Source organism: Acidovorax sp. NPDC077693 (assembly GCF_044542805.1).
Classification (GTDB): domain Bacteria; phylum Pseudomonadota; class Gammaproteobacteria; order Burkholderiales; family Burkholderiaceae_C; genus Acidovorax.
Window position 1 is genome coordinate 418,415 of the sequence record NZ_JBITVD010000001.1, and the last position, 18,733, is coordinate 437,147.

The 18,733-nt window shown below is 68.2% G+C and carries 20 protein-coding genes; 15 read left to right on the forward strand and 5 right to left on the reverse strand.

The window, feature by feature from the left end; genetic code table 11:
• Nucleotides 1–158: 158 nt before the first annotated feature.
• Entirely contained in the window at nucleotides 159–1,199 is a 1,041-nt protein-coding gene (locus ACIGHN_RS01900; protein WP_396503034.1) for an isopenicillin N synthase family dioxygenase, read from the reverse strand.
• Nucleotides 1,200–1,858: 659 nt separating this feature from the next.
• On the opposite strand from ACIGHN_RS01900, the gene ACIGHN_RS01905 reads away from it, so the two are divergent.
• The 15 genes from ACIGHN_RS01905 to ACIGHN_RS01975 all read left to right on the forward strand — a co-directional run bounded on the left by ACIGHN_RS01905 (nucleotide 1,859) and on the right by ACIGHN_RS01975 (nucleotide 14,484).
• Nucleotides 1,859–2,884, forward strand: coding sequence for an ABC transporter substrate-binding protein (locus ACIGHN_RS01905; RefSeq protein WP_396503083.1), 1,026 nt, complete (start codon nucleotides 1,859–1,861; stop codon nucleotides 2,882–2,884).
• Nucleotides 2,881–3,399, forward strand: coding sequence for a nucleoside deaminase (locus ACIGHN_RS01910; RefSeq protein WP_396503035.1), 519 nt, complete (start codon nucleotides 2,881–2,883; stop codon nucleotides 3,397–3,399). Before ACIGHN_RS01905 ends, ACIGHN_RS01910 begins: the two co-directional genes overlap by 4 nt.
• Nucleotides 3,400–3,508: 109 nt before the next feature.
• On the forward strand, nucleotides 3,509–4,024 hold the full coding sequence (locus ACIGHN_RS01915; protein ID WP_056416361.1) for a nucleoside deaminase: 516 nt from the start codon (nucleotides 3,509–3,511) through the stop codon (nucleotides 4,022–4,024).
• Between the two features lie 40 nt (nucleotides 4,025–4,064).
• Nucleotides 4,065–4,739: a TetR family transcriptional regulator C-terminal domain-containing protein gene (locus ACIGHN_RS01920; RefSeq protein WP_396503036.1), complete on the forward strand. Its 675-nt coding sequence runs from the start codon at nucleotides 4,065–4,067 to the stop codon at nucleotides 4,737–4,739.
• Between the two features lie 137 nt (nucleotides 4,740–4,876).
• On the forward strand, nucleotides 4,877–5,182 hold the full coding sequence (locus tag ACIGHN_RS01925; protein ID WP_396503037.1) for a 2Fe-2S iron-sulfur cluster-binding protein: 306 nt from the start codon (nucleotides 4,877–4,879) through the stop codon (nucleotides 5,180–5,182).
• Between the two features lie 14 nt (nucleotides 5,183–5,196).
• The gene (locus tag ACIGHN_RS01930) at nucleotides 5,197–5,784 is read left to right on the forward strand and encodes an NAD(P)H-dependent oxidoreductase (protein ID WP_396503038.1); all 588 of its coding nucleotides are present in this window, start codon (nucleotides 5,197–5,199) and stop codon (nucleotides 5,782–5,784) included.
• Nucleotides 5,785–5,796: 12 nt separating this feature from the next.
• Entirely contained in the window at nucleotides 5,797–7,128 is a 1,332-nt protein-coding gene (locus tag ACIGHN_RS01935; RefSeq protein WP_396503039.1) for an amidohydrolase family protein, read from the forward strand.
• Nucleotides 7,125–7,589: a RidA family protein gene (locus ACIGHN_RS01940; RefSeq protein ID WP_056161497.1), complete on the forward strand. Its 465-nt coding sequence runs from the start codon at nucleotides 7,125–7,127 to the stop codon at nucleotides 7,587–7,589. The genes ACIGHN_RS01935 and ACIGHN_RS01940 overlap by 4 nt, the downstream gene beginning before the upstream one ends.
• 33 nt (nucleotides 7,590–7,622) lie before the next feature.
• Nucleotides 7,623–8,486, forward strand: a complete 864-nt coding sequence (locus ACIGHN_RS01945; protein ID WP_056415800.1) for a creatininase family protein — start codon at nucleotides 7,623–7,625, stop codon at nucleotides 8,484–8,486.
• 86 nt (nucleotides 8,487–8,572) lie between these two features.
• Nucleotides 8,573–9,571: an ABC transporter substrate-binding protein gene (locus ACIGHN_RS01950; RefSeq protein ID WP_396503084.1), complete on the forward strand. Its 999-nt coding sequence runs from the start codon at nucleotides 8,573–8,575 to the stop codon at nucleotides 9,569–9,571.
• A gap of 203 nt (nucleotides 9,572–9,774) precedes the next feature.
• Nucleotides 9,775–10,608, forward strand: coding sequence for an ABC transporter ATP-binding protein (locus tag ACIGHN_RS01955; protein ID WP_056415798.1), 834 nt, complete (start codon nucleotides 9,775–9,777; stop codon nucleotides 10,606–10,608).
• Nucleotides 10,605–11,498 carry an ABC transporter permease gene (locus tag ACIGHN_RS01960; protein ID WP_396503040.1) on the forward strand — a complete coding sequence of 298 codons (894 nt, stop codon included), beginning with the start codon at nucleotides 10,605–10,607 and terminating at the stop codon, nucleotides 11,496–11,498. Before ACIGHN_RS01955 ends, ACIGHN_RS01960 begins: the two co-directional genes overlap by 4 nt.
• 115 nt (nucleotides 11,499–11,613) lie before the next feature.
• Nucleotides 11,614–12,978, forward strand: coding sequence for an FAD-binding oxidoreductase (locus tag ACIGHN_RS01965; protein ID WP_396503041.1), 1,365 nt, complete (start codon nucleotides 11,614–11,616; stop codon nucleotides 12,976–12,978).
• Nucleotides 12,979–13,042: 64 nt separating this feature from the next.
• Nucleotides 13,043–13,882: an urease accessory protein UreD gene (locus tag ACIGHN_RS01970; RefSeq protein ID WP_396503042.1), complete on the forward strand. Its 840-nt coding sequence runs from the start codon at nucleotides 13,043–13,045 to the stop codon at nucleotides 13,880–13,882.
• Nucleotides 13,883–14,112: 230 nt separating this feature from the next.
• The gene (locus ACIGHN_RS01975; RefSeq protein WP_396503043.1) at nucleotides 14,113–14,484 is read left to right on the forward strand and encodes a YciI family protein; all 372 of its coding nucleotides are present in this window, start codon (nucleotides 14,113–14,115) and stop codon (nucleotides 14,482–14,484) included.
• Nucleotides 14,485–14,543: 59 nt separating this feature from the next.
• Here the strand turns inward: ACIGHN_RS01975 and ACIGHN_RS01980 are convergent, their stop codons facing one another.
• The 4 genes from ACIGHN_RS01980 to ACIGHN_RS01995 form a co-directional block, all read right to left on the reverse strand.
• Nucleotides 14,544–14,936: a GFA family protein gene (locus ACIGHN_RS01980; protein ID WP_396503044.1), complete on the reverse strand. Its 393-nt coding sequence runs from the start codon at nucleotides 14,934–14,936 to the stop codon at nucleotides 14,544–14,546.
• A 179-nt stretch (nucleotides 14,937–15,115) separates the two neighbouring features.
• The gene (locus ACIGHN_RS01985) at nucleotides 15,116–15,658 is read right to left on the reverse strand and encodes a GAF domain-containing protein (RefSeq protein WP_396503045.1); all 543 of its coding nucleotides are present in this window, start codon (nucleotides 15,656–15,658) and stop codon (nucleotides 15,116–15,118) included.
• 170 nt (nucleotides 15,659–15,828) lie between these two features.
• A complete protein-coding gene (gene alaC, locus ACIGHN_RS01990; RefSeq protein ID WP_396503046.1) occupies nucleotides 15,829–17,070 on the reverse strand; it encodes an alanine transaminase in 1,242 nt (413 codons plus the stop codon).
• Nucleotides 17,071–17,204: 134 nt separating this feature from the next.
• Nucleotides 17,205–18,452, reverse strand: a complete 1,248-nt coding sequence (locus ACIGHN_RS01995; RefSeq protein ID WP_396503047.1) for an MFS transporter — start codon at nucleotides 18,450–18,452, stop codon at nucleotides 17,205–17,207.
• Between the last annotated feature and the right edge of the window lie 281 nt (nucleotides 18,453–18,733).

Genomic DNA, 18,733 nt, shown 5'->3' on the forward strand with positions numbered 1-18,733 from the left:
GTTCGACCAGTTGTCCATTGCGCTGGACGCCACCAGCGACGCTCGAAACTGGCGCGGCCCAAGCCATTGCTCCGGCGCAAGGGCCGCTCCGCCGCGCTGGGGGCGTCCCCCTCCCGACTCGCGCAGCGAGTCGGGAGGGGAGCGACTCAGGGGGTGCTTCAGTACTTGTTGGAGAAATTGGCGCTGATCCGCTGGCGCAGGTATTCCGCGCCGGTGATGGACGGGTACTTCTTGGCAGGGCCTTCGATGACCGCGTCTTCGTTGGCCTGGCAGAAGAAGGCCAGGCTGTAGCGCGCGCCCTGGTATTCGTGCGGCAGGGGGTTGCGCACGCGGTGGAAGTTGCTGGGCAACTGGTCGTCGCTCCAGCGCATGAGCATGTCGCCGATGTTGCAGGTGATCACGCCCTCGGCCGGCTCCACGCTGGTCCACTGGCGGCCCTCGGCCTCCTTGCCGGGCAGCACCTGCAGGCCGCCCTGGCCGGGGCGCTGGAACAGCAGGGTGAGGCAGTCGAAATCGGTGTGGGCGCCGGCGCGCCACAGGCCCAGCTCGTCCTTGAGCGCCGGGTCCACCGCAAAGTAATGCAGCATGCGCAGCGTGCTCTGGTAGGTGGGGAGGTCGGGCTGGTGGGCGCGGGTGAAGAAGTCTGCATCGAAGCCCAGCTTGTAGGCAAAACACGAGAGCAGGCGCATGCCCACCTCCCAGCATTGGCGCTCGAATGCGAGCGTGGCGGCCTCAAAGCCAGGCAGCTCGGCCTCGGTGGGCCACAGGCCCGCCATGCGCGGGCGCGTGACCTGGTAGGACTCCTTCTGGTCCGGCGTGCGCGTGGAGGGACGGATCTGCGCCTTGTGCTCCCAGCCGGCGTTGCGCGACAGGGGCCACTGGGCCTTGGTGTCCTGCGGCTGGCCGAAGAAGGCTTCGGCGCGCGCGAAGGCGGCGCGGATGTCTTCGATGGGGATGCCGTGGTTCGTGACCTGGAAGAAGCCGATGTCGACCGATGCGGCCCACAGCTGCTCGGCGATCTCTTCCTTGCGCGCGTCGAAGTTCGATATGTCGATGCGGCGCACTTCGCGCGTGGAGGTCTCGCCGTCCATCGCGCCGCCCATGCGCGATTCTTTTTCGAGCTCGCCCAGCACATCGGGCGCGACAGTGGGTTCGTAGACGGACGGTGCCGCAGGGTTGGCAGTGCTGCTGCTGTGCATGGCGTGGTTTCCTCGTTGTATCAATGGCAAACAAGGCACACGGCACGTCGCAAAAAGTGCTGAAGAAGCGGCGCGGCGCCATGGGCTCTTGAAGGGAACAATGGCAACGGCCCGCAGGCTGCACAGGCCCTCCAAGGGCACGCGCACCGCGCACAAGCCGCCACCGGCTTCAAGAGCAATGACCCGCCAGCCGGCCCACGCAATGCGGATCTGCTGGTCTGAACGCTTCTACTCTCGGCGCTGAAGCAAGCAAACAGCGGGCCAACGGTAAAGCCCAGGGCCAGCCCGTCAATGCCCCCGCCCAGAACAAAGCCCGTCACCAAACCGGGGCGGGGCCGCACCAGGGCAGAGCGGTCTTGCTGCACCACCGCATGGCGCCGGTTGCCCGAATCGCGCTGTGCGCCTCGCACCCACGGCAGATGGGGCCGCTCCAGCGCCTGCTCGGGGCAAAGCCTGCGCAGGCCATGCATCCGCACTGCGCGCTGCCGCGTGCCCACCACACCGGGCACGCATCCTGCATCAGCGTACCTTGAGTAGAAGCGTTCAGCGCTGCCACCCCTTGCTTGTGGTGGCGCCCGGAAATTGCTCAGTTCGATCCGGTCCTGCGGCGGCATGCGCCTGCGGTCCGGGCACTCCACCGAACCTGGGCCACCACCATGATGCAACGCCGCCGCTTTCTCTCGACCACCCTCGCCTCTTCCATCGCCGCCACCCTGGGCACTCCTGCCGTGCACGCGCAGGGCTCGGTGACTCCGCTCAAGTTCACGCTGGACTTTCGCGTTACCAGCCAGACCTCGCCCTTCTTCCTGGCGCAAGCCAAGGGCTATTACAAGCAGGAAGGCCTGGACGTAATCATCGACGTGGGCGCGGGCTCGGTCGCCTCGATCACGCGCGTGGCCAGCGGCGCCTACGACATCGGCCTGGGCGACATCAGCTCGCTGGCCGAGTTCCACGCCCAGAACGCCGACACGCCGGTGCAGGCCATCTACCAGTACTACAACCGCGCGCCCTTCGTCATCATCGGCCGCAAGGACCGGGGCATCACCACCGACTTCCAGTCGCTCAAGGGCAAGAAGGTGGCGGCTGCCGCCGTGGAATCCACGCGCCGCAGCTGGCCCATGGTGGCCCGCGCGCTCAAGACACAGCCCGAGCTGTTCGACTGGGTGACCACGGACTTCAGCGCCCGCGACAACGTGGTGGTGCGCGGCGATGTGGATGCCGCCACCTATTTTCATGACTCGGCCGTGTCGCTGTTCGCGCGCCTGCCAGCCAAGGATCTGTCGGTGCTCGAATACAACAAGGCAGGCCTGAACCTGTATGGCAACGCCATCCTGGCCGGCAAGCTGCTGCAGGAAAAACCCGAGGCGGCCAAGGCGTTCCTGCGCGCCAGCAACCGCGCGCTGCGCGAGACGCTGGCCAACCCCGAGGCCGCGTTCGCCGCCATCAAGGCGCGCGAAGCCATCCTGAACATGGATGTGGAACGCGAGCGCTGGGCCATCACGCGCCAGTACCTGCAGACGGCGGAATCGCAGGCCGTGGGCCTGGGCGGCGTGCACGGCGCCGTGCTGGCGCACCAGATCGAGGAGGTGGCGGCCGTGTTCAACCTGGCACGCAAGCCCGCGCCCGAGCGCGTTTTCAACCCCGCCTTCCTGCCCGCCCTGGCCGACCGCAAGGTGGTGGCATGAGCGCAGCCACCGAAGCCCTGCTGCCGCAGGAGGCCGCGCTGGACGAACGCGACGGCAAGTACCTGCGACAGGCCATCGCGCTGGCCGACACGGCCCGTGCGCGCGGCAACCGGCCCTTCGGCGCCTTGATCGTGGGGGCTGACGGCCAGGTGCTGGCCGAGGCCTGGAACTCCACCGGCGAGAACGGCGACTGCACCGCGCATGCCGAGACCTCGGCCGTGCGCCTGGCCAGCCCCGAGCACGGCCGCGAGACCCTGGCCGGCGCCACGCTGTACTCGTCGGCCGAGCCCTGCGTGATGTGCGCGGGCGCCATCTACTGGGCCAACATCGGGCGCGTGGTCTACGGCATCGACGCGGTGCGCCTGCGCGTGTTCCGCGGCGAGCGGCTGGACCAGCGTGATGCCGAGCTGTTCTGCCGCGATGTATTCAACAGCTCGCCCCACCCCATCGCCTGCGTGGGGCCAGCGCTGATCGAGGAGTCATCCACATCACACCGGGGCGCCTGGAAGGCGTGAGTTGCCCGATGGCACGCAGACATGTCACACATTGTTCATGGCATGCCAAATGCATAGCGAGGGCAACAGCAGCCACCCCCACAGACGGAGACACCCCATGCTTGCCCTGATGTCCGCAGCGCCCCGCCAGTTCGACGATCCCGCCGACATCGGCGCCACCGACGGAACCTACCTGCGCCAGGCCATCGCCTGGTCCTGCACGGCGCGGGCGCGCGGCAACCGGCCCTTTGGTGCGGTGGTGATCAGCGGCGAAGGCGACTTGCTGGCCGAGGCCTACTGCAACACCACCGAAACCGGCGACTGCACCGGCCACGCGGAGACCAATGCCGTGCGCCAGTTGAGCCCGCGCTTTGCGCGCGAGATGCTGGCCCGGGCCACGCTGTATTCGTCGGCCGAACCCTGCGTGATGTGCGCCGGCGCCATCTACTGGGCGGGCATCGGCCGCGTGGTGTTTGGCATCGACGCGGAGCGTCTGCGGGAGTTCCGCGGCGAGCGGCCCGATCAGCGCGATGCCGAGCTCTCGTGCCGCGACGTGTTCGCCGCATCGCCCCATGCCATCGAATGCATCGGCCCCGCGCTCATCGAAGAGGCCAGTGCGCCGCATGTGGGCTTCTGGAAATCGTGAGCAGCGAGAATCGGCACCCATGCCGTCCAAAGCCGCCACCATGACCGAACCCGACTCCGAGAGCAGCAATGTCTCCAGCGCCCTGCTCAGCCGCTCCAAGCAGGGGCGCGAGCGCATCCTGGGCGCGATCCGCGAGGCGGCCATTGCCGAGTTCAGCCGCCATGGCTTCAAGGGCGCTTCCACCAAGGCCATTGCCGAGCGCGCAGGCCTGACCAAGCCGCAGCTGCACTACTACATCGCCAGCAAGGAAGAGCTGTACGAGGAGCTGCTGTACTCGGTGCTCAACGGCTGGTCTGGCGCCTTCCAGTTCGACAGCCAGAGCGACGACCCCAAGAAGGTGCTGAGCACCTACGTGCGCAAGAAGCTCGACTACGCGCTGGACAACCCGGGCCTGTCGCGCATCTTCACCACCGAGGTGCTGGGCGGTGGGCGCAACCTGGGCCGGTACTGGCCCGTGGCCGTGAAGTCCACCCAGCAGAAGGTGGACCTGATCGACCGCTGGATCGCCGAGGGCCGCATGCGCCCGCTGGACGCGCGCCTCTTGCTCATGCAGATCTGGGGCATGACCCAGCACTACGCCGACTACGGCGTGCAGGTGCACATCATGCTGGGCCTGGCGCCCGAAGAGACGATCGACCGCGAGCCCATCGTGCGCGAGCTCACCAACTTTGTGCTGCTGGGCTGTGGCCTGGCACCGGATTGCGCACCAGAGTGAACAGGTCTGCACGCTGGCGGGCGTAGCAGCCGCGCCAGCGCGGCGCGTTGACACGGGGCCCACAGGCAACGGCCCGAAAGCCTGCTGGCACAGCACTTGCAATAGTTTGACCAATCGATCAAATCAAGTGGTCAAACATGCAAATCCCAGCCATGGCAGCGCCGCTGCCCGCCACGGAACCGGCTTCCTTTGAACTCGTGCTTGCGCGCAGCCAGATGCGGCTGCCCGTGGAGCCCGGCGAAAGCATGGCCGATGTGCTGCAGCTCGCCGGCATCGCCATCGACACGCTGTGCGAGCAGGGTGTGTGCGGCACCTGCGCCACGCGCTGGCTGGCCGGGGCACCCGACCACCGCGACAGCTGCCTGAGCCCTGAAGAGCAGGCCACCCATGTGGCCGTGTGCTGCGCACGCAGCCACGGGCCCACGCTCACGCTCGACCTTTGATGAAGGAGCCCGCCATGCGCATCCTCGTGATCTATTGCCACCCGGTGGAGACCAGCTACAACGCGGCCCTGCATGCCGAGGTGGTGCGACAGCTGCGCGGCGCGGGCCACGAGGTGGACGACTGCGACCTGTATGCCGAGGGCTTCAACCCCGTGCTCAGCCGCGAGGAGCGGCTGGGCTACCACGAGGTGCCGAGCAACCGCCTGCCCGTGCAGGGCTATGTGGACCGGCTGCTCTGGGCCCAGGCGGTGGTGTTCTGCTTTCCCACCTGGTGCTTCGGCATGCCGGCCATGCTCAAGGGCTTTTTCGACCGGGTGCTGATGCCCGGGGTGGCCTTCGACATCAGCGATCCGCAGAACGTCAAGCCTTCGCTCACGCACATCCAGCGCATCTCGGCCGTGGTGACCTACGGCCGCCCGCGCTGGACGGCGCTGCTCATGGGCGACCCGCCGCGCAAGTCCGTCACGCGCTACATGCGCCTGCTGACCGGTGGCAAGGCGCGCGTGGACTACCACGCCTACTACCACATGAACGTGGCCACGCCGCCGCGGCTCGAGGCCTTCAAGGCCCGCGTGGGCCAGGCCATGGCGCGCTTCGCATAAGGGCCCCGTCGCATGCATGCATCCAACACCCCCGACCACCTGCTGCGCGCCCGGCTGCCGCGCTGGCTGCTGCCACGCCAATGGCCTACCCAGGGCAGCCAGCCCGCGCTGGCCGATGTGCACCTGGTGCAGGGCCGCGTCGCATCCATAGCGCCGCACAGCCCTGCGCAGCCTGCCCCCGCGGGCGCCACCTGGGATCTGGCCGGCGCCCTGGTGCTGCCCGGCCTGGTGGATGCGCACACCCACCTGGACAAGGCCTTCACCCTGCCGCGCATGGGCACCGTCAAGCCCGGCCTGCTGGGCGCCATCGAGGCCATGATGGTCGACCGCCAGGGCTGGACCGAGGCCGACATCCGCGCCCGCGCCAGCCGCGCCCTGCAATGGGCGTACGAGGCGGGCACGGTGCACCTGCGCACCCACTGCGATTGGTGGGAGCCCGATGCACCACCGCTCGCCTGGAACGTGCTGCGCGCGCTGGCGCAGGAATGGGCGGGCCGCATCGCGCTGGAGCGCGTGGCCCTGATCCCATTGCACCTGTACACCGAGCGCGCCACCGCCCTGCAGCTGGCCGCCACCGTGGCCGCCAGCGGCCCGGGCGCGCTGCTGGGCGGCTTCGTGCATTCCACCAACTGGGATGCACAGGCCCTGCGCCACCTGTTCGAGGCTGCGCAGCACCATGGCCTGAACGTGGACCTGCATGTGGACGAGGAACTGCACCCCGGCGCCCAGGGCCTGGCCACCACTGCCGCGCTGCTCCAGGAATTGCGCTTCGGGGGCCATGTGGTCTGCGGCCACACCTGCGCACTGGCCGCACAGGACGAGGCCACCGCCCTGGCCACGCTGGACGCGGTGGCGCAAAGCCCGATCACCCTGGTCACGCTGCCCATCACCAACCTGCTGCTGCAGGACGCGGTGACCGGCCGCACACCGCGCCAGCGCGGCATCACCCTCGTCAAGGAGGCGCGTGCGCGCGGCATCCCGGTGCTGGTGGCCAGCGACAACGTGCAGGACCCGTTCTGCCCCGTGGGCAGCTTCGACCCGCTGGAGGCCCTGGCCACCGGCGTGCTGGCCGCGCAGCTCGATGCGCCGTTCGACCGCTGGTCCGAGGCGCTGTGCCGCAGCGACTGGCTGCGCCGCGGGCCCGAGGCCCTGCCCCTGCAACCCGGCATGCCCGCCGACCTGATCGTCTTCCAACAGGCCGATGGCTGGGGCTTTCCGTCGCGCACGCAGCAGCGCGTGGTGCTGCGCCAGGGCTGCGTCGCCGGTGGCCATGCCAGCGCGGCGTGGCATGTGGCGGGTACAACGCCGTCCCCTTCCCCCATCCCTGCACGGAGCCTTGCATGACCGCACCCACCACCCCGGGCATCGCCCAGCCCCTGGCCCGCTACGCCGCCTGGCGCCGCGCGGGCGACCTGGTGTTCCTGTCCGGAATCATTGCCGTGGACCCTGCGGCCAGCCGCATCGTGCGCGGCTATGCCGACATCCCCGACGAGGCGGCCACGCTGATCGGCCGCACGGGCGAGTTCAGCAGCGACATCAAGGAGGGGCCCATCCTGGCGCAGAGCTGGTATGTGCTCGACCGCATCCGCCAGACCGTCGAGGCCGCGGGCGGCCAGATGTCCGACGTGTTCAAGCTGGTGCAGTACTTCAAGCACCTGGACCACTTTCCCCAGTACAGCCGCGTGCGCAAGCTGTTCTTCCCGGGCGAGCCGCCGGCCTCCACCGTGGTGGAGGTCACCGGCATGCTGCCCACGGCCGACATCCTGGTCGAGGTCGAAGCGACTGCCTACCTCCCCTTGCGCTGACCTCCACATCCTCCTTCACGAAAGACCCGCCCCATGCTGCACGGCTACACCCCGCCCCATCGCTACCTGCCCTACCTGAGCTGGACCGAGATCGCCGACCTGCCGGACAAGGAGAACACCGTGATCGTGCTGCCCACGGGCGCCACCGAGCAGCACGGCCCGCACCTGCCCTGTGCGGTGGACACGGTCATCAGTGCGGGCGTGGTCGGCCATGCCATGGCCCGCCTGCCGGCCGAGGTGCCGGCCTTTGCCATGGCACCCATCACCTACGGAAAGTCCGAGGAGCACCTGCACTTTCCCGGCACGGTCACCTTGAGCGGCGAGACCCTGCTGGCCACGATGAACGAGGTGGGCGAGTCGGTCTACCGCGCGGGCTTTCGCAAGCTGCTGTTCGTCAACGGCCACGGCGGCCAGCCGCAGGTGATGGAGATGTGCGCGCGCGAACTGCGCCTGCGCCATGGCGACTTCATCGTGGTCCCGAGCTTCACCTGGCGCGTGCCGCACGTGGCGGGCAAGTACCTGTCGGAGCAGGAAAAGAAGCTGGCCATGCACGCCGGCCATGCCGAGACGGCGCTGATGCTGGCCCTGGCGCCCGACACCGTGCACATGGAGCGCGCGGTGGTGAACTACCCGCCTGCCTTCCCGTCGCCCCTGCTCTCGCCCGATGGCCGCCCGGCCTGCGCCTGGACCGCGCGCGACTTCGGACCCAGCGGCATCATCGGCGACCCGCTGCCGGCCACGGCCGAGCAGGGCCACGCCATCCTCGATTCGCTGGCCGTGAGCTGGGCCGCCGCCATCACCGAGCTGCACCAGCTGCGCTGGGCCCCGCGCGCCGAAGCCACCTGGGGCCGCGCCCACCACACGGGGCATGTGGAGCACGCATCCGCCCTGGCTTGAAACCTGCGAACCCAGCCGCATCCCGCCTCCCTTTTCGTCCCTTTCGTCCCTGTTCCCCCTCCATCCCCTACCGGAGCACTGCCATGATGAAGAAGACCGCCTCCCGCCTTTCCCGACTTGGTGCAGCCGCGCTGCTCGCTGCGGGTGCCGCCGGCACCCTGCCGGCCCACGCGCAGGAAAAGTTCACCTACATGACCAACTGGTACGCGCAGGCCGAGCACGGCGGCTTCTACCAGGCGGTGGCCACGGGCCTGTACAAGAAGCACGGCCTGGATGTGACCATCAAGATGGGTGGCCCGCAGGTCAACATCGTGCAGATGATGGCGGCCGGACAGGCCGAGTGCGTCATGGGGTCGAGCGACCTGCAGATGATCCAGATGCGCGAGGGCGGCGTGCCCGTGACCACCGTGGCGGCCGTCTTCCAAAAGGACCCGCAGGTGCTGATCGCGCACGACGACGTGAAGAAGTTCGAGGACCTCAAGGGCAAGACCATCATGATCGGCTCGTCCGCCCAGCGCGGCTACTGGCCCTGGCTCAAGGCCAAGTACGGCTTCAGCGACTCGCAGACGCGGCCCTACACCTTCAACATCCAGCCTTTCGTGGCCGACAAGAACACCGCCCAGCAGGGCTACCTGACGTCGGAACCGTTCGCCATCGCCAAGGCTGGCGTGAAGGCCAACACGCTGATGTTCAGCGACCAGGGCTACCCCGCCTACGCCACCACGGTGAGCTGCATGGACAAGACCGTGAAGGAGCGCGGCACCGCCGTCGCCTCGTTCGTGAAGGCCACCATGGAAGGCTGGAAAAGCTACTTGGCCGACCCCGCCCCGGCCAATGCGCTGATCAAGAAGGACAACCCGAACATGACCGACGAACAGCTGGCCTACAGCGTGGCCAAGCTCAAGGAGATGGGCATGGTCACGGGCGGCGACGCAGCCACCATGGGCATCGGCGTGATGACCGATGCGCGCGCCAAGGCGAGCTACGACTTCCTGGTGGAAGCCAAGCTCATCGACCCTGCCAAGGTGAAGCTGGCCGATACCTACAGCACGGCCTTCGTCAAGGACCTCAAGGTATTGCCTTGATACCCCCTGAGTCGCTTCGCGCCTTCCCCCCAGGGGGACAACGCCCTCGCTGCGGGGCGGCCCTTGCTCGGCGTTCGCCGGCTCGGGCCGCGCCAGTTTCCAGCAGTTGGGGCCAGGCGCAACGCCCGCTCTCGCCGTCGCCCACATCCTCGCCCTGACACAGCGGCCAGCCTTCACCGCCGCATCCATCTAAAGGCCACTCCATGCAGTCCGCTGAGCCCACACCCGCCGACCCGGCTACGACCCACCGCGCCACGCCTGCCGTGCAGGTGCTGTCGGCCGAGAAGACCTATCCCAACGGCACGCAGGCCCTGCTGCCGGTGGACCTGACCATCGAGGAGGGCGAGTTCGTCACCCTGCTCGGCCCCTCGGGCTGCGGCAAGAGCACGCTGCTGAAGATGGTGGCCGGACTGCTGGAGCCCACCGACGGCCGGCTGCAACTGTGGCACAAGCCCGTGGCGCAGCTCGACGAGAGCGGCAAGAAGATGGCCTTCGTCTTCCAGTCGCCCACGCTCATGCCCTGGGCCAGCGTGCAGACCAATGTGCGCCTGCCGCTGGACCTGGCCGGCGTGCCGCGCCCCGAGGCCGATGGCCGCGTGGCCGAGGCCCTGGCCCTGGTGGGTTTGTCGAAGTTTGCCAATGCGCTGCCGCGCGCCCTGTCGGGCGGCATGCAGATGCGCGTGTCCATCGCGCGCGGCCTGGTGACCCAGCCTGACCTGTTGCTGATGGACGAGCCCTTCGGCGCGCTCGACGAGATCACGCGCCACAAGCTCGACGCCGACCTGCTGGACCTGTGGCGCAAGAAGAAGCTCACGGTGATCTTCGTGACCCACTCGATCCACGAGGCGGTGTTCCTGTCGAGCCGCGTGGTGATGATGGCCGCGCGCCCCGGCCGCGTGGTGGAGGAGTTCCGCATCGACGCGCCCTACCCCCGAACGGCGGACTTCATGGTCTCGCCCGAATTCAGCCGCTACGCCAAGCAGTTGCAGGACAGTCTGCTGCGCGCCAGCGCTGACACCGAGGAGACCGCAGCATGAGCACCCCTTACCCTACTGCACCTGCAGCGCCCGCACCTGCAGAGCGCAGCGCGCAACCCGCACGAGCCAAGGCGCTCAGGCCCGTCGCAGCGCGCGTTCCCCTCATGGCCCAACCGCGCGTGCAGCGCGTGGTCTACCCGCTGCTCGTGGGCTTGGTGCTCATCGCACTGTGGCAGGGCCTGGTCACGGCCATGGAGCTGCCGCCTTACCTGGTGCCCTCGCCCCTGCTCATGCTCAAGACGCTGTTGACCGACTGGGCGGCCCTGGGCGGCTCGCTCTGGGTCACCGTCAAGATCACCGTGCTGGCGTTTGCCGTGGCCACGGTGGCGGGGGTGCTGATCTCGTTCCTGTTCGTGCAGAGCAAGCGCATCGAGACGGCCCTCTTCCCGTACGCCGTGCTGCTGCAGGTCACGCCCATCGTGGCGGTGGCGCCGCTCATCATCATCTGGGTGAAGGACCCGACGGCGTCGATGGTGATCTGCGCCGCGCTGGTGGCGCTGTTCCCCATCATCAGCAACACCACGCTGGGCCTGCGCAGCGTGGAGCCGGACCTGCAGAGCTATTTCCAGCTCAACCGTGCCACGCGCATGCAGACCCTGCTGCGCCTGCGCATACCGAGCGCGCTGCCCTATTTCTTTGGCGGCCTGCGCATCTCCAGCGGGCTGGCCCTGATCGGCGCCGTGGTGGCCGAGTTCGTGGCCGGCACCGGTGGCCAGGGCGCCGGGCTGGCGTACCAGATCCTGCAAGCGGGCTTTCAGCTCAACATACCGCGCATGTTCGCCGCGCTGCTGCTGATCTCGCTGACCGGCATGGCGCTGTTCGCGCTGATGGCCTGGGGCACCAGGGTCGCGCTGGGCAGTTGGCACGCCAGCGAAAACTCTCACGACTGATCCCGCTACCCACCCGGATCGCACCCTTTTTTTGACACCGCGCGTGCGTGGTGGGGGCCGCGCTTTGCCCACCACACACGACACACCGCCCGACGCACCGACAGGAGAGACAGACATGACCAACATCACTACCGCCCACCAACTGCCCGAACAACTGCCCGGCCTGGACTGGATTGCCGATCCGCTGCGCGTGGGCCGCCTGTCGCAGGACTTTGCCTGGTTCAGCCCGGTGCTCAAGCGCGAGCTGGCCGGCAAGCGCGGCGACGTGGCCGTGCGCCCGCGCACCGAGGACGAGATCCGCCAGGTGGTGGCCGCCTGCGCACGCGCGCACATCCCCATCACCGTGCGCGGCAGCGGCACCGGCAACTACGGGCAGAGCACGCCGCTGCATGGCGGTGTGATCCTGGACCTGTCGGGCTACAACGGCTTTGGGTGGGTGCGCGGCGGCGTGGGCCGGGCGCAGGCGGGCATCCGCCTGTCGGAGTTCGACGCCCAGGCCAAGCCCCTGGGGCAGGAACTGCGCTGGCTGCCGTCCACCTACCGCAGCGCCACGCTGGGCGGGCTGTTCGGCGGCGGCTTCGGCGGGGCCGGCTCCATCAACCACGGCCCGCTGGCCGCGCCCGGCAACGTGCTGGCGGTGCGCGCGATGACGGTGGAGCCCGAGCCCCAGGTCATCGAGCTGCGCGGCCCCGAGGCCATGCTGCTGCACCACACCTACGGCACCAACGGCATCGTGCTGGAGCTCGAAGTGGCGCTGACACCCGCCGTGGCGTGGACGGAATGCATCGTCACCTTCACCGACTTCGACGCCGCACTCGACTTTGCGGACCGCTTCGGCGCCGCGCCGGGGCTGGAGAAGAAGGAGGTGTGCTTTCTGGCCGCGCCCATCCCCGCCTACTTCACCAGCCTGGCCGAGCACCTGCCTGCGGGCTGCCATGCGGTGATGCTGCTGGTGGCCCCGCACTCCGAAGACGGCATGCGCGACATGGCCACCCGGTACGGCGGCACCGTGAGCTACCGCAAGACGGCCGACGAGGTGGAAAAGAGCCACAAGACCCTGCTGGAATACACCTGGAACCACACCACCCTGCACGCGCTGAAGGTGGACAAGACACTCACCTATATCCAGAGCGGCTTTACCCCCGCCACCCGGCTGGAGCAGGTGAAGGCGCTGGACAAGGCCCTGGGCGGCGAGGTGATGATGCACCTGGAGTTTTTGCGCACCAAGGAAGGCGCCTTCAACTGCAGCGGGCTGCAGCTCATCCGCTACAGCACCGAAGAGCGCCTGAACCAGATCATGCAGATCTACCGCGACCACGGCGTGCAGATCAACAACCCGCACGTCTATATCGTGGAGGACGGCAAGCAGAACAACCTGGACCCGGCGGTGGTGGGCACCAAACAGCGCTTCGACCCGCAGGGCCTGCTCAACCCCGGCAAGCTGCGCAGCTGGGTGCCGCCTGTCGCAAAAGCTGCGTGATGGATGCCTGGCGCGGCGGGTGCATAGGCATAATCAGCTATTCATTTCGTAGCAGATCACACCGATGTCCTGGCACGCGCGCCTGCAGCTCGACTACACCGTTGAAGAACCCAACGCCCGCACTGTGGCACGGTACGAGCACAACGGCCCGCTGCGCATTCTGCAAAGCCTGTACCCCGAGGGCGACGCCATCTGCCACAACGTGCTGGTGCACCCGCCCGGCGGCCTGGTGGGCGGCGACACGCTGGACATCACCGCCACCGTGGGCCCTGGCGCCCACGGCCTGGTCACCACGCCGGGCGCCACGCGCTTTTACCGATCTGCCGGGCCGCTGGCACTGCAGCGCACGCAGCTGTCCGTCGCCACAGGGGCGCGCCTGGAATGGCTGCCGCTGGAGGCGCTGTGCTACAGCGCTTGCCACGCAGAAAACCACCTCACGCTGAAACTCGCCCCCGGCGCCGAATGCATGGGCTGGGACGTGACCGCGCTGGGCCTGCCGCACGCCGGCCAGCCCTACGAGCAAGGCCGCTTTGTGCAGCACCTGGAGGTGCCCGGCCTGTGGCTGGAGCGCGGCATGATCGATGCGGCCGACGAGCGCCTGCTGCAAAGCCCCCTGGGCCTGGCCGGCCAGCGCTGCATGGCCAACCTGTTCTTTGCCGCCGGCACTGCACTGGACCGCCCCCGGCGCGATGCTGCCCTGGAGGCCGCACGCGCCCTGATCGACACGCACCCGCAGGTGCGGGCCACCGCAGGCGCCACCAGCCCCAACCCCCAGATGGTGGTGGTGCGCGTGCTGGCGCCGCAGGTCGAGCCGGCGATGAAGCTGCTCAAGGCCGTGCGGGTGGCCTGGCGGACGCAGTTGTGGGACCTGGCGGGGGATGCGCCGCGGATCTGGGCGATGTAGGCAGGGGCGGGGCCGCGCCGGTTCGCCAGCCGATGACCGGCAGAGCCGGCCAGCAGTGGACGCACACACTCTGGGCGCCTCACCTGCCGGGTTGGCAGCGCGTCGGAGCCGGTTAGCGCCCGCCAGCGCCTGACCTGCGCGCGCAGGAATCCGGCGCAATTTTTTTTCGCTGTGTCGATTTCGGACCGTCAGCTTCGTCGTCAGTGCATCAACCCTCTGAAAGCACCTCCATGAAATACCTCGGCCTCGCCTACTTCACCCCCGAAAAATTCGCGGCCATGGCACCGGACGACGTCAAGGCACTGGTCACCCAATGCCCGCCCCTGGACGAGACGATGCGCGCCACCGGCAAGGTCCTGGTGTCCGCGTCGCTGGGCGATCTGGACCAGTGGGTGACGCTGCGCCCGCACAGCGGCAAGACGCGCATCAGCGATGGGCCCTACACCGAGTCGAAGGAAGTGGTCGGCGGCCTGTTCATCATCGAAGCGGACAGCCGCGAAGAGGCGCTGCGCATCGCGTCCATGCACCCGGCGGCCACGCTGGGTGAACAAGGGGGGTGGGCTTTGGAACTCATCCCGATGGACTTCTATCTGGCCCGGTGATGTCGGGGCCGGTGCAGCGCTTTGCGCCTGCCGGTCGAACATGAAGCGGCTCCGTGCCCTCAGCGGGGGCGGCCAGGCTCGTCCCGGTAGCTGAGCCAGCCTGCAATGATCGGCCCGCCGCCCGGTCGATCGTTGGGATGATCGCGTCCTTCCATCACACGCACTTCGTCGAAGTCGAACGGGCTGAGACCCTCGATGCACGCCGCGTTCACCCCATACTGCGTGGGGACCGAGCGCCGGCTGTGGAAGGTGTAGATCCCGCATTCCGAGCAGAAGTAGTGCTTGGCCTGCCCGGTGTTGAACTGGTACAGCGTGAGTTTGTCCTCGCCTGACTGCACGTGCACGTCGTCCAGGTGGGCGGACACTGCCACCGCACCGCGCATGCGGCAGTACGAGCAGTTGCACCGCCGGGCGCTGCGCAGGCCGTCGGTCAGCACCACCGTGAACCTCACGGCACCGCAGTGGCAAGCGGCCTGAAGTTCTTTGCGGCCCTCAAAATCTGCTGGGGTCAAGATGGCCTCCACTCTCGTATCGTCAATGGGACAGACCAGCCCACCGGGGTGCGCATGCCGAAACGTTCAAGGACAGATCACGGCGCCAGGCCAGTACGTTCGCAAGCACCTGATGCCCCTCAGCCCCGCCCGCCTGCGGATGGCTCCAGCGGTGACTCCTCACCGGGTGCCAGCTTGGCCGCCAGCAAATTGGCGGTGTACCTCAAGCGCTCGATATCGGCATCCGGCTGCACGCCGCGGCTGAAGCAGCACAGGGTGCCGTAGACCTCGCCGCCGGGCATGCGCACCGGAGTACTGAGGTGGGTGCCGATGGGAAAGCCCGGGTCCGGCACCTTGCCCTCGGCGATCAGGGGCTTGGCGTTCTCGATCTTCTCGGGCAGCCGGCCTTCGACCACATACTGGCACCAGCTTTCCTCCACCGGGTCGGACATGCCGGCATGGATGGGCGAAAAACCGGGAGCGCTGTCCACCACCTCGATGGTGCGCCGACCGTTGGCGATCTGGGACACAAACGCGACGTCCATGCCCAGTCGGGTGCGCAGCAGTTTCAACACATTGGCGACCACGGCGGGCAGGTCGGGGTCGGCAGAGTCGCTGGTAGCGACCAGCAGTTCCGAAATGGTGACGTCCAGGTCGTCGGGGTTGTAGTCTAGAAAATGCATACCCACCAGTCTAATCCGCGACCGGTGAGGATGGCGGTAAGCAGACGTGTAGATTCGGTATCGAATCGAACACAGCTGCCCACCCCACCCCACCCCATCTGCTGACCGGCTGACCTGTTGACCTGTTGACCTGCTGATTCACAGGCACACAGCGGGCATCCGCCAGCCGTTCAAGCCACTGCGGTGGCCGGCGCAGGCGCCGCAGGCACCTTCAGCAAGCCATCGGCCTTGAACATGGCACGGATGCCGCGCACGGCCTGGCGGATGCGGGCCTCGTTCTCGATGAGGGCGAAGCGCACGTATTCGTCGCCCTGGTCGCCGAAGCCGATGCCGGGCGACACGCACACCTTGGCCTTGTCGAGCAGCTGGCGCGCGAACTCGAGCGAGCCCAGGGCCCGATAGGGCTCGGGGATGCGGGCCCAGATGTACATGCTGGCCCGGGGGCAGTCCACCGCCCAGCCGGATTCCGACAGCCCCTTGTACAGCACGTCGCGACGGCGCTGGTACTGGGCGGCGATGTCTTTCACGCACTGCTGGTCGCCCTCCAGCGCGGCGATGGCTGCGACCTGAAGCGGAGTGAAGGTGCCGTAGTCGTGGTAGCTCTTGATGCGGGCCAGCGCAGCCACGAGGTCAGGATTGCCCACCATGAAACCCACGCGCCAGCCGGCCATGTTGTAGCTCTTGGAGAGGGTGAAGAACTCCACCGCCACGTCCTTGGCGCCAGGCACTTCCATGATGCTGGGGGCGCGGTAGCCGTCGTACACGATGTCGGCGTAGGCCAGGTCGTGCACCACCAGGATGTCGTGCTTCTTGGCCAGGGCGATCACGCGCTCGAAGAAGCTCAGCTCCACGCACTGTGCGGTCGGGTTGCTCGGAAAGCCGAAGATCATCATCTTGGGCTTGGGGTAGCTGCCGCGGATGGCTTTTTCCAGCTCGGCAAAGAAGTCCACATCGAGCGCCACGGGCACGCTGCGGATGTCGGCCCCGGCAATCACCGCGCCGTAGATGTGGATGGGGTAGCTTGGGTCGGGCACGAGCACGGTGTCGCCGCGGTCCAGCGTGGCCAGCATCAGGTGGGCCAGGCCCTCCTTGGAGCCGATGGTGACGATGGCCTCGGTGTTGGGGTCGATGTCCACCGCGTACCGGTCCTTGTACCAGTGGCTGATGGCGCGGCGCAGGCGGGGGATGCCTTTGCTGGCGCTGTAGCCGTGGGTGTCGGGCCGCTGGGCCACTTCGGTGAGCTTGGCCACGATGTGCGGCGGGGTCGCGCCATCGGGGTTGCCCATGCTCATGTCGATGATGTCCTCGCCACGGCGGCGCGCTGCGAGCTTGAGCTCGGCCGTGATGTTGAAGACGTAGGGGGGAAGGCGATCGATGCGCGCAAAGCGGCGCTTGCCCTGAGAAGCAGACATGCTGGTGAACTTTCACGTGAGCGCCCGGAACCGTCCGAGCGACGTGGCCAACAATGGGGTTGGCCCGCGTTCACTGTACTGCAGAAAGCGGCGTTCGCTGCGCCCGGCGCGGCGGTGTCGCACCGCCGCTACGCTCAGGCGCTGAGGCCTGCCGTGGCGCGCTGCGTTTTCCGTTCGGACGACAGCGCCAGGGCAAAGATGCCCACGCCGCACAGCCCCAGCACCACGCCCACCCAGCCGGTGGACGTCCAGCCCAGGCCGGCCGCGATGGACACCCCGCCCAGCCACGCGCCCAGCGCATTGGCGGCGTTGAAGGCCGAGTGGTTGAGCGCCGCCGCCAGGGTCTGCGCGTCGCCGGCCACATCCATGAGCCGGATCTGCAAGGCCGGGCCGATGGCGACCACCGTGCCGAGCAGAAAGGTCGCCACCGCCGCGCTGACGGGGTGGTGCGCAGCAGGCACGAACAGCGCCATGACCGCGATGGACCACAGCAGCACCTTGCCGATGGCGGGCATGAGCGCCTTGTCGGCCATGCGCGAGCCGACGATGTTGCCTGCCACCATGCCCAGGCCAAACAGCGACAGCACGAAGGGCATGAGCGCAGGCGGCATGCCGGCCACCTCCAGCAGCGTGGGCTTGATGTAGCTGAACACCGCGAACATGCCGCCGAAACCGATGGCGCCGATGCCCAGCGTGAACCACACCTGCTTGCGCGCCAGGGCGCCCAGCTCGCGCAGCGGACTGGCGCCGTGCGATGCGGGCATGTCGGGCACCCACAGGCGCACCATGGCCACGGCGGCCAGGGCGATCAGCCCCACAAAGACGAACGCCGCGCGCCAGCCGAAATACTCGCCCAGCGCCGCCGCAATGGGCACACCCACCAGCGTGGCCGTGGTCAGCCCCAGCATCACCCAGCCCACCGCGCGCGCACGGCGCCCGGGCGGTGCCAGGGCCGCGGCGACGAGCGCCGCCACGCCGAAATAGGTGCCGTGCGGCAGGCCGGTGAACAAACGCATGGCGCTGAGCGACAGGTAGCCCGGCGCCAGGGCCGATGCGAAGTTGCCCAGTGCATACACCACCATCAGCGCCATCAGCAGCGTGCGGCGCCCCCAGTGGGCGCACAGCACCGCCAGCACCGGCGCGCCCACCACCACGCCCAGCGCATAGGCGCTGATGACGTGGCCGGCCTGCGGAATGGTGACGTTGATGTCGCGCGCCACCTCGGGCAGCAGGCCCATGATGACGAATTCGCCCGTGCCGATGGAAAAGCCGCCCACCCCCAGGGCCAGCACGGCCCGCACCAGGGTGCGGTCGTCGGTGGGGGTGTGGGCGATGGGCGGCTCGGAAGACGCGGGGGATGGGGGAGACAAAGGCGCGGTCATGGCTGGCGGCAGCAAGCGAAAGCCCCGCCTTCACCCGATGGGCCGGCGCGGGACGTACAACGAATACAGGGGATGGAGGGAGAAACCGAGTTACAGGGGTAAACCCGATTTCCGTAACCATAGCATTCTCTGCGCGAACATGCAGGTCTGGGGACATGTGTAACCTGTGCGAACACGCCGAACAGCAGGCACTGCTAGGCTGGCGGTGCGCCTGCAGACCCTGGGCTTTGCGCCCATCGCAGGCATCGCAGGCATCGCAAGCACTGCTGGTGCGGCCTGCG